Origin of the sequence: Flavobacterium sp. LM5, from assembly GCF_002017945.1 — a bacterium.
GTDB classification, from domain to species: domain Bacteria; phylum Bacteroidota; class Bacteroidia; order Flavobacteriales; family Flavobacteriaceae; genus Flavobacterium; species Flavobacterium succinicans.
The window spans coordinates 337961-356905 of record NZ_MUFX01000002.1 but is presented as its reverse complement, the minus strand read 5'-3'; the positions used below and the strand labels follow the sequence as shown (position 1 = coordinate 356905).

The 18945-nt window shown below is 34.3% G+C and carries 19 protein-coding genes and 1 tRNA gene; 10 read left to right on the top strand and 10 right to left on the bottom strand.

Going from position 1 to position 18945, the window contains the following annotated elements:
* Window positions 1-6: 6 nt before the first annotated feature.
* Window positions 7-666, top strand: coding sequence for a DUF6734 family protein (locus BXU11_RS09910; RefSeq protein WP_078212407.1), 660 nt, complete (start codon window positions 7-9; stop codon window positions 664-666).
* Window positions 667-904: 238 nt separating this feature from the next.
* Here BXU11_RS09910 and BXU11_RS09905 read toward each other — a convergent pair whose 3' ends face one another.
* Both BXU11_RS09905 and BXU11_RS09900 read right to left on the bottom strand, forming a co-directional pair.
* The gene (locus BXU11_RS09905; RefSeq protein ID WP_223253714.1) at window positions 905-1903 is read right to left on the bottom strand and encodes a site-specific integrase; all 999 of its coding nucleotides are present in this window, start codon (window positions 1901-1903) and stop codon (window positions 905-907) included.
* Window positions 1904-1969: 66 nt separating this feature from the next.
* A tRNA-Met gene (locus tag BXU11_RS09900) sits at window positions 1970-2043 on the bottom strand.
* Window positions 2044-2193: 150 nt separating this feature from the next.
* On the opposite strand from BXU11_RS09900, the gene BXU11_RS09895 reads away from it, so the two are divergent.
* Entirely contained in the window at window positions 2194-2586 is a 393-nt protein-coding gene (locus BXU11_RS09895) for an START-like domain-containing protein (RefSeq protein ID WP_024981327.1), read from the top strand.
* A 53-nt stretch (window positions 2587-2639) separates the two neighbouring features.
* Window positions 2640-3476, top strand: a complete 837-nt coding sequence (locus BXU11_RS09890; protein WP_078212406.1) for an aminotransferase class IV — start codon at window positions 2640-2642, stop codon at window positions 3474-3476.
* Here the strand turns inward: BXU11_RS09890 and BXU11_RS09885 are convergent.
* From BXU11_RS09885 to BXU11_RS09865, 5 genes are all read right to left on the bottom strand, one after another.
* Entirely contained in the window at window positions 3473-4033 is a 561-nt protein-coding gene (locus BXU11_RS09885) for a YqgE/AlgH family protein (RefSeq protein WP_024981329.1), read from the bottom strand. The two genes, BXU11_RS09890 and BXU11_RS09885, sit on opposite strands and share 4 nt — an antisense overlap.
* Window positions 4034-4151: 118 nt before the next feature.
* Window positions 4152-4424, bottom strand: a complete 273-nt coding sequence (locus BXU11_RS09880; RefSeq protein WP_024981330.1) for an HU family DNA-binding protein — start codon at window positions 4422-4424, stop codon at window positions 4152-4154.
* Between the two features lie 177 nt (window positions 4425-4601).
* Window positions 4602-5546, bottom strand: a complete 945-nt coding sequence (fmt, locus tag BXU11_RS09875) for a methionyl-tRNA formyltransferase (RefSeq protein ID WP_078212405.1) — start codon at window positions 5544-5546, stop codon at window positions 4602-4604.
* Entirely contained in the window at window positions 5547-7439 is a 1893-nt protein-coding gene (locus BXU11_RS09870; RefSeq protein ID WP_078212404.1) for an ATP-dependent DNA helicase RecQ, read from the bottom strand.
* Window positions 7440-7484: 45 nt separating this feature from the next.
* A complete protein-coding gene (locus BXU11_RS09865; RefSeq protein WP_078212403.1) occupies window positions 7485-8027 on the bottom strand; it encodes an AAA family ATPase in 543 nt (180 codons plus the stop codon).
* Between the two features lie 297 nt (window positions 8028-8324).
* Between BXU11_RS09865 and BXU11_RS09860 the strand changes: the two genes are divergently transcribed.
* The 4 genes from BXU11_RS09860 to BXU11_RS09845 all read left to right on the top strand — a co-directional run bounded on the left by BXU11_RS09860 (window position 8325) and on the right by BXU11_RS09845 (window position 11659).
* Window positions 8325-8621 (top strand): DUF493 family protein, encoded by a 297-nt coding sequence (locus tag BXU11_RS09860; protein ID WP_024981335.1) that lies wholly within the window; start codon window positions 8325-8327, stop codon window positions 8619-8621.
* A gap of 2 nt (window positions 8622-8623) precedes the next feature.
* The gene (locus BXU11_RS09855) at window positions 8624-9343 is read left to right on the top strand and encodes a DUF4290 domain-containing protein (protein WP_024981336.1); all 720 of its coding nucleotides are present in this window, start codon (window positions 8624-8626) and stop codon (window positions 9341-9343) included.
* Window positions 9344-9384: 41 nt separating this feature from the next.
* Window positions 9385-10695, top strand: a complete 1311-nt coding sequence (murA, locus tag BXU11_RS09850) for a UDP-N-acetylglucosamine 1-carboxyvinyltransferase (protein WP_078212402.1) — start codon at window positions 9385-9387, stop codon at window positions 10693-10695.
* A gap of 97 nt (window positions 10696-10792) precedes the next feature.
* The gene (locus BXU11_RS09845; RefSeq protein WP_078212401.1) at window positions 10793-11659 is read left to right on the top strand and encodes a cation diffusion facilitator family transporter; all 867 of its coding nucleotides are present in this window, start codon (window positions 10793-10795) and stop codon (window positions 11657-11659) included.
* A 181-nt stretch (window positions 11660-11840) separates the two neighbouring features.
* On the opposite strand, the gene BXU11_RS09840 is transcribed toward BXU11_RS09845, so the two are convergent.
* From BXU11_RS09840 to BXU11_RS09830, 3 genes are all read right to left on the bottom strand, one after another.
* A complete protein-coding gene (locus BXU11_RS09840) occupies window positions 11841-14330 on the bottom strand; it encodes a DUF5686 and carboxypeptidase regulatory-like domain-containing protein (protein WP_078212400.1) in 2490 nt (829 codons plus the stop codon).
* Between the two features lie 80 nt (window positions 14331-14410).
* Window positions 14411-14824 carry a type II 3-dehydroquinate dehydratase gene (aroQ, locus tag BXU11_RS09835; RefSeq protein ID WP_078212399.1) on the bottom strand — a complete coding sequence of 138 codons (414 nt, stop codon included), beginning with the start codon at window positions 14822-14824 and terminating at the stop codon, window positions 14411-14413.
* A gap of 75 nt (window positions 14825-14899) precedes the next feature.
* A complete protein-coding gene (locus BXU11_RS09830; RefSeq protein ID WP_024981341.1) occupies window positions 14900-15463 on the bottom strand; it encodes a porin family protein in 564 nt (187 codons plus the stop codon).
* Window positions 15464-15817: 354 nt separating this feature from the next.
* Between BXU11_RS09830 and BXU11_RS09825 the strand changes: the two genes are divergently transcribed.
* From BXU11_RS09825 to BXU11_RS09815, 3 genes are all read left to right on the top strand, one after another.
* Window positions 15818-16312 (top strand): hypothetical protein, encoded by a 495-nt coding sequence (locus BXU11_RS09825; protein WP_078212398.1) that lies wholly within the window; start codon window positions 15818-15820, stop codon window positions 16310-16312.
* Window positions 16313-16387: 75 nt separating this feature from the next.
* On the top strand, window positions 16388-17284 hold the full coding sequence (locus tag BXU11_RS09820) for a site-specific tyrosine recombinase (RefSeq protein WP_078212397.1): 897 nt from the start codon (window positions 16388-16390) through the stop codon (window positions 17282-17284).
* A gap of 92 nt (window positions 17285-17376) precedes the next feature.
* Complete coding sequence (locus BXU11_RS09815; protein WP_078212396.1) at window positions 17377-18882, top strand: PAS domain-containing protein; 1506 nt, start codon at window positions 17377-17379, stop codon at window positions 18880-18882.
* Window positions 18883-18945: the final 63 nt, after the last annotated feature.

The window sequence follows — 18945 nt, the reverse complement described above, 5'->3', positions numbered from 1 at the left end:
TTTTCAATGAGAGTGATTTATACTTTTCATCCCACAATTCTAAGTAGAGAATGGGTAAAACCTGATTTTCAACAATGGTTCCTTAGAAAATCTATCAAAGATGCTTTGCGGTTTTATTCAGAGGTCTATTTTTATACCAACGATGAATTTGCAAAGCAAATCAAAGACATTCAAGGGATACATATTATCATTCAAGAACCAAGACCATTTGATAAAGAGCTTTGGGCTATGCCTAAAATTTTTGCTTATGAAGCACAAAACACGCCTTTTTTATTCCTTGATTTAGATGTGATTTTAGGACATCAACCCGAGTTTGATTCTGTTTTGGTTGAAAGTATTGATAATGGTGCTTTTTTTAAAGAAAGCTACAGACAAGCTGAAAAACATCATACTCATGCCTTTAATATGGGAGTTTATGGTTGTAAAGATTTAATTTTCAATGCTGAATTTTGTAAAAAAGCGCATCAATTTATTGCGGAGAACTATCAAAAATTTGCAAAAAAGGGAATTCTACGGTTTATGCCAATTTATTTCGAACAATTAATGTTGGCTGAAACCTTGAAAGAATTCAATTTAGAACCCAAACTAATCGAAAGCTCCAATTATGTTCATTTAAAAAATCAAAAATGGGATCTTGAAACGTATAATAAAATGCTCAAAAAATAGAAGAAAACTATTTATTGAGCATTATTAATATGTTGTGAATAATCCTCAGGAAGAACCGCATCAATATCACGTAAATATTTATCCAAAGCAACCATAGTTTCGTGACCAGTAATCAACATCAATTTGCTTTTAGCTTCAAATGGAGTGCTGTTTTTTACAAATTCATGGTAAAGTTTGGTAATGAAAGTGTGTCGGAAACTATACAATCCATAATCTTTACCTAAGCCTAAGCTATCTTTTACTTTTTTGAAACGTTTACTGAAATAATCTCTTTTGTCCGTTTCATTAGTTGTCCACTCTTGCCCAATTCCCTTAGGAGTAAATAAATAACTCTCGGATTGAATTTGTCCAAATTAGGTAATGAAGAAAGTAGTATCTCGGGAATGATTTTCACTTTTACAGCTTTGTTTTTTGCTCTCACATAAAGTCGTCTATCTTTTACGTTTACGTCTTTTATTTGTAAACGAACCACTTCAACAGGGCGTAAATGATTGTAAGAAATGAATTGAATGAACAGCAACATTAATTCATCATTGTTTTTTAGGTAGTTGAAAATATCTACTTCTTGTTTACTGCTATAGGTTTTGTTTCTCTCGGGATTGGATTTTAAGACATTGATTTTTTTGACAAAATTGTCAGGAATAATTTCGTTATCCTCCAATGATTGAAAAAACATAGATAAAACAGCTCTTGTGTTGTTTCGATTTTTGGCACTGGTTTTAGATAAGACGCTATTCAAAAACGTTACAATTGTTTTTTTGTTAACCGCTGTAATGTATCTGTTTTCAAAACCGTTGGCCAAAAGCCATTTTTCAAATGATTTAATTCGAATTCTGAAATCTTTATAACTATTCTCCTTTAATATGTTTTCCTTTAGTTCTAAAGAAAAGGTAACAGCATCAGCAATGGAGTAGTTTTTTTCATTGCTAGTAGAATTGATCTCTTCATCCTCGTAAGGATTGTATCCGTTTTCTAAAATATTCTCAACTGCTTGAGCTAAAATTTTAATTGCGTTTTTGCGTTCTTTGAGAGTTTTGAATTTATTAACGCCAGCATAGATATGAGTTTGTCTTTCTAGCTTGTCAGTTGCAGGATTTCTGTAGGAATAATATACATACCAACGCTTCGATAAATCACCGTTTGCATCGTATATATTTGGTGTCGAATATTTCTTTTTTAAACTCAAAACGTGTGCGCTAGCGTGTTCATTTGTTAAAAGGGCGATAATTTTAGACATAAAAAAAGCGGCTTTAAATCACTCTAAAGCCGCATAAAATCTACATTTTTTAGTCTTTCAACCTAGTAGCGAGACCGAGATTTGAACTCGGGACCTCAGGGTTATGAATCCTGCGCTCTAACCAACTGAGCTATCTCGCCATTATCAGGATCTATATTGCTTCCTGAATGCGGGTGCAAATATAGAAATAAATTTAGAGCTAGCAAGTGTTTTTCAAAAAAAAATATTTTTTTTGAAAAACACTTTTCGATTAGTATTTAATCCTTATATTTCCAAAAAAAAAAGCTCTTATGGTTCAAAAAGTTAGATATGAGATTGAATTCCCTATAAATTCATCCCCTCAGTTATTGTATCAATATATTTCTACGCCTTCTGGATTAGCAGAATGGTTTGCTGATGATGTTAATTCACGAGGTGAGTTTTTTACCTTTATTTGGAATGATACACAAGAGAAAGCGCGTTTAGCTTCAAAAAAATCTGGCGAGAAGGTTAAGTTTAGATGGATTGATGACAAAAATAAAGATACAGACTACTTCTTTGAACTGCATATTTTAGAAGATGAATTAACTAAGGATGTTTCTTTGTTAATTGTTGATTTTGCTGAACAAGATGAGGTAAAAGAAGCTTCGCAATTATGGGAAAATCAAATTTCTGATTTAAAACATCTCATAGGTTCTGTCTAGGAAAGTCTTTTTTATATTCTATATTTGCCCTAATAAATTTTAGGGCTTTTTTTATGATTAATTTTAATGGTTCATTACAGGAAACTGATGCAAATTTGTTAGTGCAAAATAGGGGTTTTCTTTACGGGGATGGTGTTTTTGAAACACTAAAAGTGGTAAATGGAAAAATTTTATTTTTTGAAGATCATTATTTTCGGTTAATGGCCACTATGCGTATTGTTCGCATGGAAATCCCTATGGATTTCACCTTAGAATATCTGGAAGAACAAATATTGTTATTGGTTAAATACAACAATCTAGATTCGGCAGCTAGAGTGAGAATAACGGTTTACAGAAACGATGGCGGATTTTATTTGCCAACAAATAATTCGGTTTCATTTATAATACAAACATCTGTATTGCCCAATGCGGCATATAGTATTAGCAAAGGTGAGTATGAAGTAGATTTGTTTAAGGATTTTTATATCACCAAGCAGTTGCTTTCCTCGTTAAAAACGACCAATAAAATGATTCATATTACAGGAAGTATTTTTGCAAAAGAAAATGATTTGCAAAACTGTTTGTTATTGAATGATAGTAAGAATGTGGTTGAGGCTTTGCAAGGAAATTTGTTTATGCGAATGGGAAATAAATTGATGACTCCTCCAATTTCTGAAGGTTGTTTGAATGGAATTATGAGAAAACAAGTTTTAGCATTAGCAAAAAAAGAGACGAATTTAGAAGTAGTTGAAGCTATAATTTCGCCTTTCGATTTACAAAAAGCGGATGAGTTGTTTGTAACTAATGTCATAAAAGGCCTACAGCCCATAACCAAATACAGGAAAAAAATCTATTCCGTTCAGACAGCAATAGTGCTTACCGCTGCACTTAATAAAAATGCTGGAATTTAGTTTAAATACGGATTTTCTGGTGCATTGGACCAAATTAGATAATCGCCTCCTAGTTCCATAAGTTGTTCTTTCCAAAAACGAGACGACGACTTGCCTATAATTTTGTTTTCATACGGGTTTTTGGCAATAATCCAGGAGTGGCTTTCCATTTCGTTTTCTAATTGTTTTTCGTCCCAGCCAGTATAGCCTAAGAAAAAACGAATGTTGTTTTTGCTTATTAATCCTGAGTTGATGAGCTCTTTTGCTGATTCAAAATCACCACCCCAATATATACCGTTAGAAATTTCAACACTATTGGGAATTAATTGCGGGATATTATGAATGAAGTATAGGTTGTCTTGCTCTACTGGTCCGCCATTGTAAATCTTAAAACGAGCTTCAATCTCTGGGATTAAGTCATTAATGGTGTATTTTAGAGGTTTGTTGATGATAAACCCGATCGAGCCCTCTTGGTTGTGATCTGCCAAAAGTATTACAGATCTATTAAAAGATAAGTCGCCTATTAATGAAGGTTCTGCAATGAGCAAATGTCCTTTTTTTAATTTTTCTGTAATCATAACCCCTGTTTTTTAAATAAATTTAACAAAAAAACAAATGGTTTCCCAAAAACAATCGTTAAAAAGCAAAAAAAACCTTTCATGAGAAAGGTTTTGATTGTATTATTGTTAGAAAAGATTAGTTTACTGCTCCTTCTAGTTCTGCTCCAGCTTTAAATTTTACAACATTTTTAGCTGCAATTTGAATTGTCTTACCAGTTTGTGGGTTTCTACCATCTCTTGCTGCTCTAGCAGAAACTGACCAAGATCCAAAACCTACTAAAGATACTTTTCCTCCTTTTTTCAAAGTTTCACCTACATTTCCTAAAAATGATTCTAATGCTAATTTTGCAGCTGCTTTAGTAATACCTGCATCAGCAGCAATAGCGTCGATTAATTCTGATTTGTTCATAATAAATAGTTATTAATTGTTGGTTAAAAATGTTATCAAAGCAAATTTAGTAGGATTTACATTCTTTACAAGTAATTTTGGTGTTTTTAGTGAAATTTGTTAATAACTTACTTTTTTTGTTCATAAAAGTCTTTCGAAATCGATGTGTATTGGTGGGAAAGCCTGTTTTTATTGACTTTATAGGGCTATTGCTTTTTCTGAAAAAACAATTCCATTTAAGAGATCTGCTGCTTTCATTTGTTTTTTTCCTGGGAATTGCAAGGTTAAAATTTGAATGTATCCGTCTCTAACAGCTATTTTAATTTCTTTTTTGCTACATATAATACTTCCAATAGGTTTTGTGTGCGGTTCTTCGATTATTTTAGATTCGAAAATTTTGATATTATATTCCTTATCGTCTTTAAAATGGCACCATGCAGCAGGATAGGGACTTAGTCCTCGAATCAGGTTGTGAATGGTGGTGGCTGAGGCCTGCCAATCTATTTTGCAATTTTCTTTATTGAGTTTATAAGCTGTTTTTATTTTCTCATTGTCTTCTTGTGTGGTTGTCTTCACTTCATTAGCTGCGATGAGTTGTAGTGTGTCAATGACGGTTTTACTACCAAGATGCATGAGCCTGTCATGTAATTGACCCGCGTTTTCTGTTGGTTCAATGTTTGTTTCTTTACTCAGAATCATGGCGCCAGTATCAATTTTATCGTCGATAAAAAAAGTAGTTACACCGGTTTTAGTTTCGCCGTTAATGATCGCCCAGTTAATTGGCGCTGCGCCTCTATAGTTTGGTAATAGTGATGCGTGTAAATTAAAGGTGCCTAGTTTTGGCATGTCCCAAACTACTTTTGGTAGCATTCTAAAAGCTACTACAATGTGAAGATTGGCCTGTAGGTCTTTTAATTCCTGAAGAAATCCCTCGTCTTTTAAATTGGTGGGTTGTAATATAGTGAGTCCTTTTTCTAAGGCAAATTCTTTTACAGCGGAATGTTTGATTTTTTGACCTCTTCCGGCTGGTTTGTCTGCAGCTGTGATTACGCCAACTACTTCATAATTATTTTTGAGTATTGTATCTAGAATGCCTACTGCAAATTCTGGAGTTCCCATAAAAACGATGCGTAATTTTTCCATTTATAGTATAGTGTATTTATTATTGGGTTGAAGGCTAATTTTGTTTTGCTCTAATAATTGTTGTAGTGCAAAGATAATAGCCTCACTCTTATTTTTAGTCACTTTTTCGAGTTCTCGAGAGTTTAAATCTTGGTCTTGTAAGAGCGAAAGTATTGTACTGGCTAGATGTTCAGGTGTGGCTTTTTTTTGGGATCTTACAATACAGTAGGAGCAAACTCCGCATTTTTGACTTGATTTTTCTCCAAAATAGGCTAGTAGTAATTGGCTTTTGCACTGCTCTTTGTTGTTAATGTATTCAATAACACACTGTAATTGTTTTTCTTTTAGTTGGTTTTGTTGTTCTAAGTGTTTGATTACACGGTTTATGGTACGATCGTCTTCTCTTACTTCATTGAAGATGATGGTGGCATCATTATTTTTTGCTTGGTAGGATATGATTTCTTTTTCGGCCATTTTTTTTAAAACAGCATGAACAGTTTCCTCTTTAACGTTTGCTTTTTTTGCAATCAATGAATGATTGAACGCTGTGGGAAGTTCATATATTCCTGGGTAGTTTCTAAGGATAGTCAAGATAATTCCCTCGTCATTTGGATTGAGGCTAATAAAACGCATGACTTCTTTAGATGAGATAAGGAATTGCAATGTTACTTTTTCTGAAAACTCTTGTGATAAGTTAAGGATGCCTTGTTGGTCTAGGAATTGTAAGGCATGGTAGGTTTTTAAAATAGGAAAAGTATATTTTGTACAAAAATGGTTTAAGTTAAAGGTAAACTTCTCATTGATTCCTTCTCCATAAGCAATTTGAAAATAGTTACAGAGTTTAATGAAAATTGTTTTTACAAAAGATCGATCTGGGCGATTATTGGTGAATTGTGTGATGGCTTGTGCAGTATCGGACGGGCTGTAGAGTAAAATTGCAAAAGCTTTATTGCCGTCTCTTCCTGCTCTTCCTGCTTCTTGATAATAGTTTTCAAGATTTTCAGGAAATTGAATATGAATAACTGTTTTTACATTTGCTTTGTCGATTCCCATCCCAAAAGCATTGGTTGCGACCATTACCTGCACTTGCTCTTGCATCCAGCGCTGCATGTTTTTTTCTTTTTCTTTATGAGGTAAACCGCCATGGTAATAGGTTGCATTAAAACCCAAAGCATTAAGTTGTGCTGCAATATCTAAACACGATTTTCTATTTCTTACATATATAATAGAAGGAGCAGGATTTTTTTTGAGAATTTGCTGTACGCGATACAACTTGTCTTCGGTTTCAAAAGTCATGTAGGCCAAATTTTCTCTGGCAAATGATTTTTGGTATATTGTAGGTGCATTTAAATCGAGATCTTTAATGATGTCGTCTTTAACTTTTGGAGTTGCAGTGGCGGTTAACGCTAAAAAAGGGGTGTTTGGAAAATGCGTTTTTAGTTGTTTTATTTTTAAATAAGCCGGTCTAAAATCATGCCCCCATTGCGAAACACAATGTGCTTCGTCAATTGCGATTAGGTTGATCGGTAAACTTTTTATACGATCTAAAATCCATTCAGATTGTAAACGTTCAGGCGAAAGGTACAAAAATTTATAGTTGCCATATTGACAATTGTCCAATAAATCAATCATTTCCTCCGTACCGATGGCTCCAGTAAGTGCGATTGCTTTTATATTGCGTTGTTGTAAATTGTTGACTTGGTCCTTCATTAAGGCTACCAATGGCGACACTACAAGGCAAATTCCTTCTTTCATTAAAGCTGGAATTTGAAAGCAAATTGATTTTCCTCCACCTGTTGGAAGTATGGCTAGCGTGTCCTTTCCGTTAACTACTGACTCAATAATTTCCTTTTGGAGAGAGCGGAAACGATCATGTTTCCAATACTTACTTAAAATAGCTAAGGCCTCTTCCATGGATAAATATTTTGTTGTTCAATAAAAGCAGCGATGGTTTAGGGTTTATCGAGAGCTAATTCTGTCTAATATAAACTGAATTCTGTTGTCTACCGTATCTTTTGGAACTTCAGTAATAGCATAACCGTATTTTTGGTAAGTCTCTTTCAAATGTACATGAATTTGTTGTGCTTGTTCGTAATCTTCATAGCGTTCATTGTCGCTTATGTAAATTTCTTCCCAAGGTGGAAGCATAAATATTTGTGTGTAGGTATGTTCCAAACAAGCTTCTTCAAAATGAGATGGATATTGGTCTCCGATATAATTTAAATAAGCCACAACATCAGGTATCCCACGATCAATGAAAACCATAGCATGATTTTCATTTTTCGCACTTTTAAATTGTTGAATTCTTCCTTCTAAAAGTTTTTGACTAAACAAAAGAGGGTCAGTTAAAAACAATTGGTCTATTCCTGATTTTTGGGCTTCGGCGGTAACTTGTCGGGATATTTCTGGATAACAGCAATGTCCTAATGATGTTAGTTGGTTAATAAGGGTTGATTTTCCTGTTCCTGGGCCGCCTATTATTACGATGATTTCTTTTTGCACGATTTGAAAATAAAAATGCAAATTTACCGAAACTTATTGGTTTCTAAAACATTTTTTTTGCTCAGGTCTTTTTGAAGTTGATTTTGTTTGTCAATGGAGTGCTTCTCTTTAAAGGTTATTCGCTACTTTATCGTTATCGTTAGTGGTAATCATTTTTAAGAGATTTTTTGTGTTTGCTTTTTTTGTTCAGAATACACTTTATTTGAGTAGTAATCGGGCTAAAAAACATCAAATCCAAGAACTAAATTCTATAATCTGCGTTCAAAAATGTATATTTGCGTTTATTTTAATTTAGTAATGGATAAAGACAAAGAAAAAGAGATTGCCGCTTTTTACGAAAGATTGCAAGTTGAGTTGGATAAAAGCAACAGTTGGCCAGCAGAATATTTGTTTAAATTTATTGTTCCATCGGTAGAAGGTAATGTGAAAAAGGTGCAAGATGCATTTGATTGTATGGGCGCCGTGATTAAAACGACACAATCGAAAACGGGCAAGTTTACAAGTGTTTCTGTTGATGTTACCATGAAAAACTCACAAGAAATTATTGAAAAATACCAAGAATTATCTACAATTGAAGGTATTGTTTCCCTATAAATATGATCGAAAAGTATAAAAAAGAAATCGCCAATGATGTAGTGTATCATTTAGAATATAATTCTGAAAGAAAACATTTAATCATTCCTGAGTACGGTCGTCATTTGCAAAAATTGATTGAACAAGCAACCATTATAGAGAATGATGAAGAGCGTAACAAAGCTGCTAGATACATCATTCAAGTAATGGGAAGTTTAAATCCTCATTTGCGTGATGTGCCTGATTTTCAGCACAAGTTATGGGATCAGTTGTTTATTATGTCCGATTTTCGTTTGGCGGTAGACTCTCCATATCCTATCCCTTCTCGTGAAGTTTTGCAATTGAAACCTGAGATTTTGCAATATCCTCAGAACTATCCTAAGTACAGGTATTATGGAAATAATATTAAGTACATGATAGATGTGGCCAATAAATGGGAAGAAGGCGAAATGAAAAGTGCTTTGGTAAAGGTAATCGCCAATCATATGAAAAAATCCTACTTGAGTTGGAATAAAGACACCGTAAAAGACGATGTTATTTTTGAGCACTTGTATGAACTCTCTGGCGGAAAATTGAATTTGTTGCAAAGCAATGAAGAGCTTTTGGGAACTACAGATTTGCTTCGAACCAATAAAAGAATGTCGAATAAAATCACTCCTTCCAATCAACAGAAAAATCAGAATAACAAAATAAAAACGGGTAAAACACCCATGCATAAAAATCAAAATAGAAAACAGCAGTAATTGATCTAACGATAATTATTGGACAATATAAATATAGTAAAATGGGAATTTTCAAAATCGAGGGTGGCATCCAGTTAAAAGGAGAAATCACCCCACAAGGAGCAAAAAACGAGGCATTACAAATTTTATGTGCTGTATTGCTTACTCCAGAAAAAGTAACAATCAATAATATTCCAGATATTATTGACATCAACAAGTTAATCACTTTGTTGGGCAATCTAGGAGTTAAAATTCAAAAAAACGGCAACAGTTCTATTACTTTTCAATCGGATGAAGTAAATATGGGCTATTTAGAGACTGAAGCCTTTAAGAAAGAAGGTGGTTCTTTGCGTGGTTCGATTATGATTGTTGGTCCATTATTAGCTCGTTTTGGTAAAGGTTATATTCCGAAACCAGGTGGAGATAAAATTGGAAGAAGAAGATTGGATACCCATTTTGAAGGATTTATCAATTTAGGTGCTAAGTTTAGATACAATAGAGAAGATCATTTCTATGGAGTAGAAGCTCCAGATGGACTTACAGGTACAGATATGTTATTGGATGAAGCCTCTGTTACAGGTACGGCAAATATCGTAATGGCTGCCGTTTTGGCTAAAGGTACAACTACAGTTTACAACGCTGCTTGTGAGCCTTATTTGCAACAATTATGCAAAATGCTGAACGCCATGGGAGCTAAAATTTCTGGTGTTGGATCTAATTTGTTGACTATTGAAGGAGTAGAAGCATTAGGTGGATGTGAACACCGTATTCTTCCGGATATGATTGAGATTGGTTCTTGGATAGGATTAGCAGCAATGACTAAATCTGAGATTACTATAAAAAATGTAAGTTGGGAAAATCTTGGAGTTATTCCAAATGTATTCCGTAAACTAGGGATTACACTAGAGAAAAAAGGAGATGATATCTTCATTCCTGCTCACGTGAATGGTTACGAAGTTAAAACTGATATTGATGGTTCTATTTTAACCATTGCTGATGCTCCTTGGCCTGGATTCACTCCAGATTTATTGAGTATTGTTTTGGTAGTAGCGACTCAAGCTAAAGGTGATGTGTTGATACACCAAAAAATGTTCGAAAGCCGTTTGTTTTTCGTAGATAAGTTAATCGATATGGGAGCAAAAATCATTTTGTGTGACCCTCATAGAGCGGTAGTTATTGGTCATGATTTTAAATCCCAATTGAAAGCTACTACGATGTCTTCACCAGATATTCGTGCGGGTATTTCGTTATTGATTGCTGCACTTTCTGCCAAAGGAACAAGCACTATTCAAAATATTGAGCAAATTGATAGAGGCTACGAGCGCATTGATGAGCGTTTAAGAGCTATCGGAGCCAATATTGTAAGAGCTTAATTTTTTTTAACCTATAGTTTAGTCCTTAGTGATTAGTTCTTTTTCAAGACTAACTACTAAGGACTAATTGCTAAATACTAATCACTAATAGCTACTTATGTCTAAAGAACAAACGGCGATAAAAGCAACTTATTTCAGTATTATTGGTAATACCTCTTTGGCTATTGTAAAAGGATTGGCAGGTTTTTTCGGTAATTCTTATGCGTTAATTGCCGACGCGATTGAATCTACTACTGATATTTTTGCGTCTTTTTTGGTGCTTTTTGGTATCAAATATTCTAATAAACCTGCCGATGATAATCATCCTTATGGTCATGGTCGTGCGGAACCTTTGATTACCTTTCTAGTGGTCGGTTTTTTGATTACTTCGGCTACTATCATTGCTTATGAGAGTATTCAAAACATTGGGACACCTCATGATTTGCCCAAATCTTGGACTCTTTATATTTTGGGAGCCATTATTATTTGGAAAGAGTATTCGTTTCAGTTGGTGATGAAAAGAAGTAAAGAAACCAATAGTTCTTCTTTGAAAGCCGATGCTTGGCATCATAGAAGCGATGCTATCACTTCGGTAGCGGCTTTTTTGGGAATTTCTATTGCACTTTATTTTGGGAAAGGATACGAATCTGCCGATGATTGGGCGGCTCTTTTTGCTTCTGGTTTTATTTTATTCAATAGCTATAAAATATTTAGACCCGCTTTGAGCGAGATAATGGATGAACATCTATATGATGAATTGGTTGAGGAAATTAGAGTTGTTTCCTTAACGGTTCCAGGAGTTCTAGATACTGAGAAATGTTTTATAAGAAAAGCAGGAATGCAGTATCATGTTGATTTGCACGCAAGGGTAGAAGGTACGATTACAGTGAGAGAAGGACATGATATTGCGCATGACTTAAAAGATACCCTTCGAGCGCAAATCCCCTCTTTGGGACATGTTTTGATTCATGTAGAACCTAATTAATTTTAAGTCACTACGAAAGCAAAAAGGTAGAATGCTTCCTTTTAGCCCCGGTAGTAGCGGCATCCTTTTTTTAATAACCCTTCTGGAGTTTTGAATTCTAGAAGGGTTTTGTTTGGGGTATTAAAAAAAGATATAGCGGATGACGGGACTTTGCCCACAAGAAAGCCTATTCTTTCTGCTCCTAATCTAAAATATTCAAAAGCTTTAGTCCAAAAATCACACCATCACCTTGAAAACCATTTTGGTAAGAGCGGACATAATCTACTCTGAACTGTTTGAATTTCCCGATTCCTAAGTTATCGAGTCCTATGCTGATTTCTTGATAAGGTTTGCGATTTGGAATGGCTAAGTTGTGAAAACCGAGCATTAAACTGCTTTTTAAAAGGTTGAGTCCTGGTATTTTGTTCATGATAAAGCCATTGTCGCTGTACTCTGAATGGAATTCAAAGTACGCATCGTTTGTGCTATTGCTGTAATAGGGTAACAGGTTGAAAACGTTTAAATAGCGTTCGGTTTGGCCAATTCGTGTTTGATTGCCATTGAAATGTTTGTAATCCATAAAGGCAATATTTTCGGCATTGAAGAATTTGCCCGCTCTTAGATTTAGACCCAAATCGCCTTTGTTGGCCAATGGAAGGTCATACAGAACACGTGCACTAATTAAGTCGTACTCGTAGTTTTTTTGGCTAGCGGCAAAGGCTTTTTCGTAGCCTAAAAGCACGGTTGGATACTTGTCGTTTCGGAGGTTGAATTTTCCGTCAGGGCGCGAAATGTATTGGTTGCCAAAGTTAATGCGCCAGTTCAAATTAGCTTTTAGTAACTGATGAGTTGAGAAACCAGCAGTTGAATAATCATTAGGATCCAAAGGATTGTTTGAAGAATAAAGGTCGTCATTTTTGATAAAGGTATAGTTAGTAGTATTAAATAAAGGTTTGCGTTGGCTGTATTCTAGTTTTCCGGTAAAGTTGATACCGTTGGCTATATTCTGTGAATAAGCCACATTGAAAAACTCTTTGTTGTACAATTTCATAAAATTGTTTTTAAAGAAGAGCGTGCTTATCGAATTGATAAAAGGGGAAATTGGATTGTTTTCGTTGAATTGTTTAACCGCCGTTCCTCCAGAAACCCAAATTGTGGCATAATTTTGATTGTTAAATCGGTGACTAAAATTTCCGACCACTCGAAGACGTTCGTCTGAAAAACCATAATTGAAAGTAGTTGCAATGGCTGTGCTTTTTCCAGATTCATCATCCCATTTGCGATAAGTAAAGCCAGAGTCTAGATTGAAACCTTGAACCGTATTGAAAGTTAGTGAGCTTATGTCCATTAATCCAGCATAATCGAACGACCATTTTTTGAAAGTGTTCCTATAATTATGGCCTGTTATTGGGTCTAATAGTTTGAATTTGTTTCGTTTTTGGTCGATAGAATCCAAATAGGTTTTGGACGAGCGTATGGTTTGAATGCTATCTTTTTTGATATAATCCTTGCTTTCTTCTTCGGTGAGTGGAATGGGTCTTGTGCTCTCCCAGAAAGTATCTTCTTTTTTGTTGGCATTGTTTTCAAAACTAACAATTTCATTGCCAAAGGTCTTTTTATCAAAAGCATCAAAGAATTCATAATTGCTGTACACATAATTGAAAGTACCTGAGAATCCGATTCCGAAAGCACCAGCTGTAAAAGCTAAACTTTGAGCATTTTTACTCCAAATTTTAGTTTTGGAATTGTAATTGAAGTTCTGTTTTAAGGTCATCACTTCGGTGAATTCATTGCGCATGCGATAGCCTTTGATGTCGAAATCAACGGCATAAATCGCCCAACTGTCTTCTACAATATAAATGTAACCTTCAAAAACGGGTTCTTTGTCGCGTCTTGGAATGACTTTAATTTTGTTGATTTGATGATTGCTTTCGTCAAAAAAAGTGCTTTCGAGTTTGTATTTGTAATATTGAAAGGCATTGCTAGCTATGGGCGAAATCATTTTTACATCAAAATCGACTGTATTGTCATAAAAATCGTAAAATGAAGAGCGTGCGGTATTGTAGCTAAAGCCTTTGTCGTTGCCCGAAATCTTAGAAGCAATAATTCTTTCTTTATAATTGTTAGGTTTTTCGAAGGTTAGTTTTGATACGGTTTCAGATAAGTACAAAATACCGCTTCCAGTTGAATCTAAGCCAGTGGTCATTTCGTCTGGCATTTCTATTTTCATTCCTAAAATCTTTTTAGGTAGATTTTTGATTTTGAATAATCCACGTGAATAAAAATCGGCGGTGAATCGAGCTGTTTTTTCAGCGTTTTCTTTTCGTGCTGCAATCGCACTTTTGATAATGGCGTTGGCAGGATTATTTTTTGGATTGATGACTACTTCGTTGAGGGTGTAATTTTCTTCAGATAATTGAATGTCAATTGTAATTGGTGTTTTCTCGTAATGAATCGGTTTCTTTACGGTTTTGTAACCAAGGAACTGGAATAATAGGGTGTAATCACCTTCTTTTTTGAGGTTCAGTTCGTATTTTCCTTTGTCGTTGGTAGTAGTTCCTGAATAGGAATTTTGAATGATAACAGAAACAAAAGGCAATGGATTACCCTTTTCATCACTAACGATTCCTTTAATTTGAGCGGTATAGGAAGTGCTAATTAATACAAAGGCAATCAAGTACAAATGTTTCATATGTTTTTTCTGTAAAAATACATATGTGAAAAAACTTACACCTTAAAATTTTGTTAATTTATTTGGTGTTGGTTAAAAAACTATAAAAAGGACTGAATAGCCAATTCGTAGCTTTTTAAGCCAAAGCCAAGAATGACTCCTTTGGCATTGCCGGAAATATAAGATTGATGTCTAAAACTTTCTCGCGAAAATGTGTTAGAAATATGTACTTCGATAACTGGGGTAGTGATGGCTTTTACGGCATCGCCAATACCAATCGAGGTATGGGTGTAAGCGCCAGCATTGAGAATGATTCCGGTATAAGAAAAGCCAAATTCTTGAATTTTGTCAATTAATTCGCCCTCAATATTACTTTGGAAATAAGTGAATTCAACTTTCGGGAACGTTGATTTTAGGGTCTCAAAGTAGTCTTCGAAGGTAGCGGTTCCGTACACTTCGGGTTCGCGTTTTCCGAGTAAATTAAGATTGGGTCCGTTAATTATAGCAATTTTCATGATTTTTGTTTTTGGTAAAAATAAAAAAACCGTACTAAATACTAGTACGGTTTTAAGGTTGATTTTTTATTTTTCTTAAAACATAAATCCAGCAGATACTTGAACTACCGAATTTTTTGCTTTTGCATTCGTTGAAACTTCAGTTAAACCTAAGCCGTAACGCCCTTGAACAAAGATACTTTTGGTAATTTTTACTCCTAGACCACCTGCAATGGCAAAGTCAAATGTTTTGGAATCTTCAAAATCTACATTTTTCTTTTCACTCAAAAGGAAAGAAGCTTGAGGTCCTAATTCTAAGCTAAAAGTATTGTTTAAATAAATTTTGGCCATGACAGGAATAGATAAATATCCCAATTCATTAGTGAATTCCTTAATGGCATTTTTATAAGAAGCTCCTTGTGTTGAATACAATAACTCAGGTTGTATGCCAAGTTTTTCGGTTAACTTCACCTCTGCTAATAAACCAATATGATAACTTGTAATAGCATCTGATTTGTAGTTTTGTTTGTTAACAGTAATGTCTGATCCGGTAAGGTTGGCGTAATTAATACCCGCTTTTGCTCCTAAACGTAATAATTGTGCTTGTGAGTCCAATGTGCCTAGCAAGGCAAAAGCTGCAACAATAATAATTTTTTTCATGATGTATAGATTTTAAGACAAATAACGCTGTTTTTGTTGCAATAGTATAGTTCAAAAAGGGCGATTGTCTTCTGTTAAATTTTGGTGCGAAGTAAGCACTTTTAATGCTTTTTTACAATTTTATTTTTCAGAAAAAACAGGTTAAATATATTTTTTTTTGTTCTGTGTGAAAAATACCTGAATTTAGTGATGGAGTAGTTTTTAACAACTTGTTGTATAGAGAGTTGTGTTTGTGAATCTTCTTTTTTTCTTGGTTTTAGAGGTATTTGTTTGCAAATTCTTCATTTATACTTTTTTGTTAATTCATTCAATGTGTATATATTAGCTGTGTAATCTTAATAAACAAAACAAAAAATGAAAAAAATTATGTTAACTGCTGTGGCAGTATTTGGATTTGCATTTGCTAATGCACAAGATGGTGGTCTTAAATTAGGTGCTCATGTTGGTTTGCCTACAGGAGATATAAAAGATAGTTATTCTTTAAATCTTGGAGTTGATGCAGTTTACACTTGGAAAGTAGCGGATAATTTTGAAGCAGGTGTAGGTACTGGTTACTCACACTATTTTGGGGAATCTGTTGACGTAGGTTTTTTTAGTTTTGATATTGAGGATTTTAGTGTTATTCCTGTTTATGGTACAGCGCAATACTCTTTGTCAAAAAACTTTTTCTTTGGCTTAGATTTAGGATATGCACTTGCTGTTGCGCCTAGTGGAAGCGAAGGAGGATTCTTATATCAACCTAAAGTAGGTTATTCTTTCGGTCAGACAGAATTGTTTTTAGGATACAAAGGAATTTCCAATAATGGAACATTATCATCTTTAAATCTTGGAGTAGCTTTTAAATTGTAATTATTGTATTTCAATTATTAAACCTCCCCTAAAAAGGAGGTTTTTTTATGCCTTAAAATTATGTTTCTTTGTGGTATGAGTTGGAGTAATTATATCAAGCAGTACCAGTCCTATCTTAGGATTGAGCGAGGGCTGTCAGTCAACACTGTAGCCAATTATACTTTTGATATGGAACGCTTGTGCTTGTTTTTGACCGAGCAAAGAATTGAGGAAACACCTCTGACAATTTCTGAGGAAACAGTGCAGTTTTTTATTTATGCCATTTCTAAAGAAGTAAATGCGCGTTCTCAGGCTCGAATCATATCGGGGTTAAAAAGCTTTTTTTCGTATTTAATTTTTGAGGACATCCGTACCGATAATCCTATGGAGTTGATTGAATCGCCTAGATTGGGCAGGAAATTGCCGGATGTTTTGTCGGTTTCAGAAATTGATGATCTAATTTCGGCTATTGATTTGAGTTCGAACGAAGGTGAACGCAATCGAGCTATGCTTGAAACCTTATATGGCTGCGGTCTTCGGGTAACCGAATTAATTAGTTTAAAAATTTCAGATCTTTTTTTTGAAGAAGGTTTTATCAAAGTCAGTGGTAAAGGAGATAAACAACGTTTCGTTCCTGTTGGAGAACACACTCAGCAGTATATTTTAATCTATAAAGAAACCGTTCGGGTACATTTACCTATTCAGAAAGGTCATGAGGACACTTTGTTTTTAAATCGTAGAGGTAGACAACTCACTAGAGCTATGATTTTTACCATAATTAAAAACTTAGCTGCTTTAATAGAGTTGAATAAAAAAATTAGCCCTCATACTTTTAGGCATTCTTTTGCCACACATTTACTTGAAAATGGAGCAGATCTGCGCTCGATTCAATTAATGTTAGGACATGAATCGATCACTACTACTGAAATTTATGTACACTTGGATCGTACCTTTTTAAAGAAGGTAATGCAAACCTATCATCCTAGGCGATAAGTAGTCTGTTACTGTTTTTACACTAATAGTTTTTTGAATGCTGGATTCAGGAAAACATTTACTATTTTTATCAAAATGTAAGCTGTGCAAAGATGATATTTACAAAAAACAGAAATCCCGAAGATTTAAATAAATTATACGAAAGCTTAATCAAGCAACTGCCTAATATTATTTTTCAAATCCGTATTAATGCTGATCGTAAAATTGCGATTGATTTTCTGAGTAAACCTATTGATTTTTTTAATGAGTTTTCCTTTAATGAATTTCTGGAAGATGCTAATAATTTGTCCAATTACACGATTTACGAACCTGATTTTAAAGGTTTTTTAGAATCCTATGAGCGTTCAGTGGCTAACATTGAAGTTTGGGATGTTGAATTTAGATTATTATTGCCTGATAGTAGTTATAAATGGATCCGAATTGAAGCCACTCCGAAGAAAAATGAACTTGACGAGATCGTCTTTTATGGATTAATCTCGGATGTTACGGATGTTAAAGAACAAGAAATAAGAATGAAAGTAGCTGATGAACGATATCATTTTGCCGTTCAAGCTTCTGATCGTGGGGTTTGGGACTGGGACATGGTTACAGGAAAAGTGTATTATTCCTCAGAGTCTATGAAAATTTTAGAGCTCACCGAATCGGATTTGGTGGCTAGTCCAGAAGAGTGGGACGAACGAGTGCATCCTGACGACCGAGGGGAGTATTATGGAAATATAAATTTGCATTTTGAAAATAAAATTCCATTCTACGAAACCTGTCATAGAGTTTTATGTAACGGTCGTTATAAATGGATTTTGGATAGAGGTAAAGTCATTGAGCGAGATGCTGAGGGTAAGCCCTTGCGTATTGTTGGTACACATACTGATATTTCTGATCAAAAAGAAAAAGAACTGGAATTGGCAAAAATGCTTGAAATTTTGAATATTCAAAATAATAAGTTACTCAATTTTGCTCACATTGTGTCTCATAATTTGCGTACGCATAGTGGTAATATCAAATCTTTATTGGATTTACATAAGGAAGATTTACTTTCGGACGCTGATACCTTGAGTAATATTCAAATTGTTTCTGATGAATTGTTTTCTACCATTGAGAATTTGAATGAGTTGGTCAATATACACACCGTAAAAGATAAGGAGATAGAAGAATTGAATTTGAATGTATACATCAATAAAGTTTTGGATGTACTGCATGATTCTATTAAGCAAAAAGATATATTGGTGTTGAATTACATTCAAACGAGTGTAACTATAGACTGTTTGCCTGCTTATTTGGAAAGTATTCTTCTAAATACTGTGACCAATGCTATTAAATATTCGGACAGTAAAAAAGTTCCTAAAATTATTTTCACCTCTGAAGAAAACGATGATTTTATTATTTTAAACATCAAAGATAATGGCTTGGGTATCGATTTGAATAAATATAAGGATTCTATTTTTGGACTGTATAAAACGTTTCATAAAAACAATGACGCTCGAGGAGTGGGACTGTATCTTACTAAAAATCAAATTGAAAATATGGGAGGTAAGATTGAGGTAGAAAGTACTTTACACGTGGGGTCTACATTTAAAATTTATTTCAAGAAAACAACGTGAGGCTTGTTTTAATTGCATAAAAAAAGGCTTCCGTATAGAAGCCTTTTTATGAATATAGATTGG

Coding starts and splice junctions, on each gene's coding strand:
- BXU11_RS09910 (WP_078212407.1), top strand. CDS start 7: ATGAGAGTGATTTATACTTTTCATCCCACAATTCTAAGTAGAGAATGG.
- BXU11_RS09905 (WP_223253714.1), bottom strand. CDS start 1,903: ATGTCTAAAATTATCGCCCTTTTAACAAATGAACACGCTAGCGCACAC.
- BXU11_RS09895 (WP_024981327.1), top strand. CDS start 2,194: ATGGTTCAAAAAGTTAGATATGAGATTGAATTCCCTATAAATTCATCC.
- BXU11_RS09890 (WP_078212406.1), top strand. CDS start 2,640: ATGATTAATTTTAATGGTTCATTACAGGAAACTGATGCAAATTTGTTA.
- BXU11_RS09885 (WP_024981329.1), bottom strand. CDS start 4,033: ATGATTACAGAAAAATTAAAAAAAGGACATTTGCTCATTGCAGAACCT.
- BXU11_RS09880 (WP_024981330.1), bottom strand. CDS start 4,424: ATGAACAAATCAGAATTAATCGACGCTATTGCTGCTGATGCAGGTATT.
- fmt (WP_078212405.1), bottom strand. CDS start 5,546: ATGGAAAAATTACGCATCGTTTTTATGGGAACTCCAGAATTTGCAGTA.
- BXU11_RS09870 (WP_078212404.1), bottom strand. CDS start 7,439: ATGGAAGAGGCCTTAGCTATTTTAAGTAAGTATTGGAAACATGATCGT.
- BXU11_RS09860 (WP_024981335.1), top strand. CDS start 8,325: ATGGATAAAGACAAAGAAAAAGAGATTGCCGCTTTTTACGAAAGATTG.
- BXU11_RS09855 (WP_024981336.1), top strand. CDS start 8,624: ATGATCGAAAAGTATAAAAAAGAAATCGCCAATGATGTAGTGTATCAT.
- murA (WP_078212402.1), top strand. CDS start 9,385: ATGGGAATTTTCAAAATCGAGGGTGGCATCCAGTTAAAAGGAGAAATC.
- BXU11_RS09845 (WP_078212401.1), top strand. CDS start 10,793: ATGTCTAAAGAACAAACGGCGATAAAAGCAACTTATTTCAGTATTATT.
- BXU11_RS09840 (WP_078212400.1), bottom strand. CDS start 14,330: ATGAAACATTTGTACTTGATTGCCTTTGTATTAATTAGCACTTCCTAT.
- aroQ (WP_078212399.1), bottom strand. CDS start 14,824: ATGAAAATTGCTATAATTAACGGACCCAATCTTAATTTACTCGGAAAA.
- BXU11_RS09830 (WP_024981341.1), bottom strand. CDS start 15,463: ATGAAAAAAATTATTATTGTTGCAGCTTTTGCCTTGCTAGGCACATTG.
- BXU11_RS09825 (WP_078212398.1), top strand. CDS start 15,818: ATGAAAAAAATTATGTTAACTGCTGTGGCAGTATTTGGATTTGCATTT.
- BXU11_RS09820 (WP_078212397.1), top strand. CDS start 16,388: ATGAGTTGGAGTAATTATATCAAGCAGTACCAGTCCTATCTTAGGATT.
- BXU11_RS09815 (WP_078212396.1), top strand. CDS start 17,377: ATGATATTTACAAAAAACAGAAATCCCGAAGATTTAAATAAATTATAC.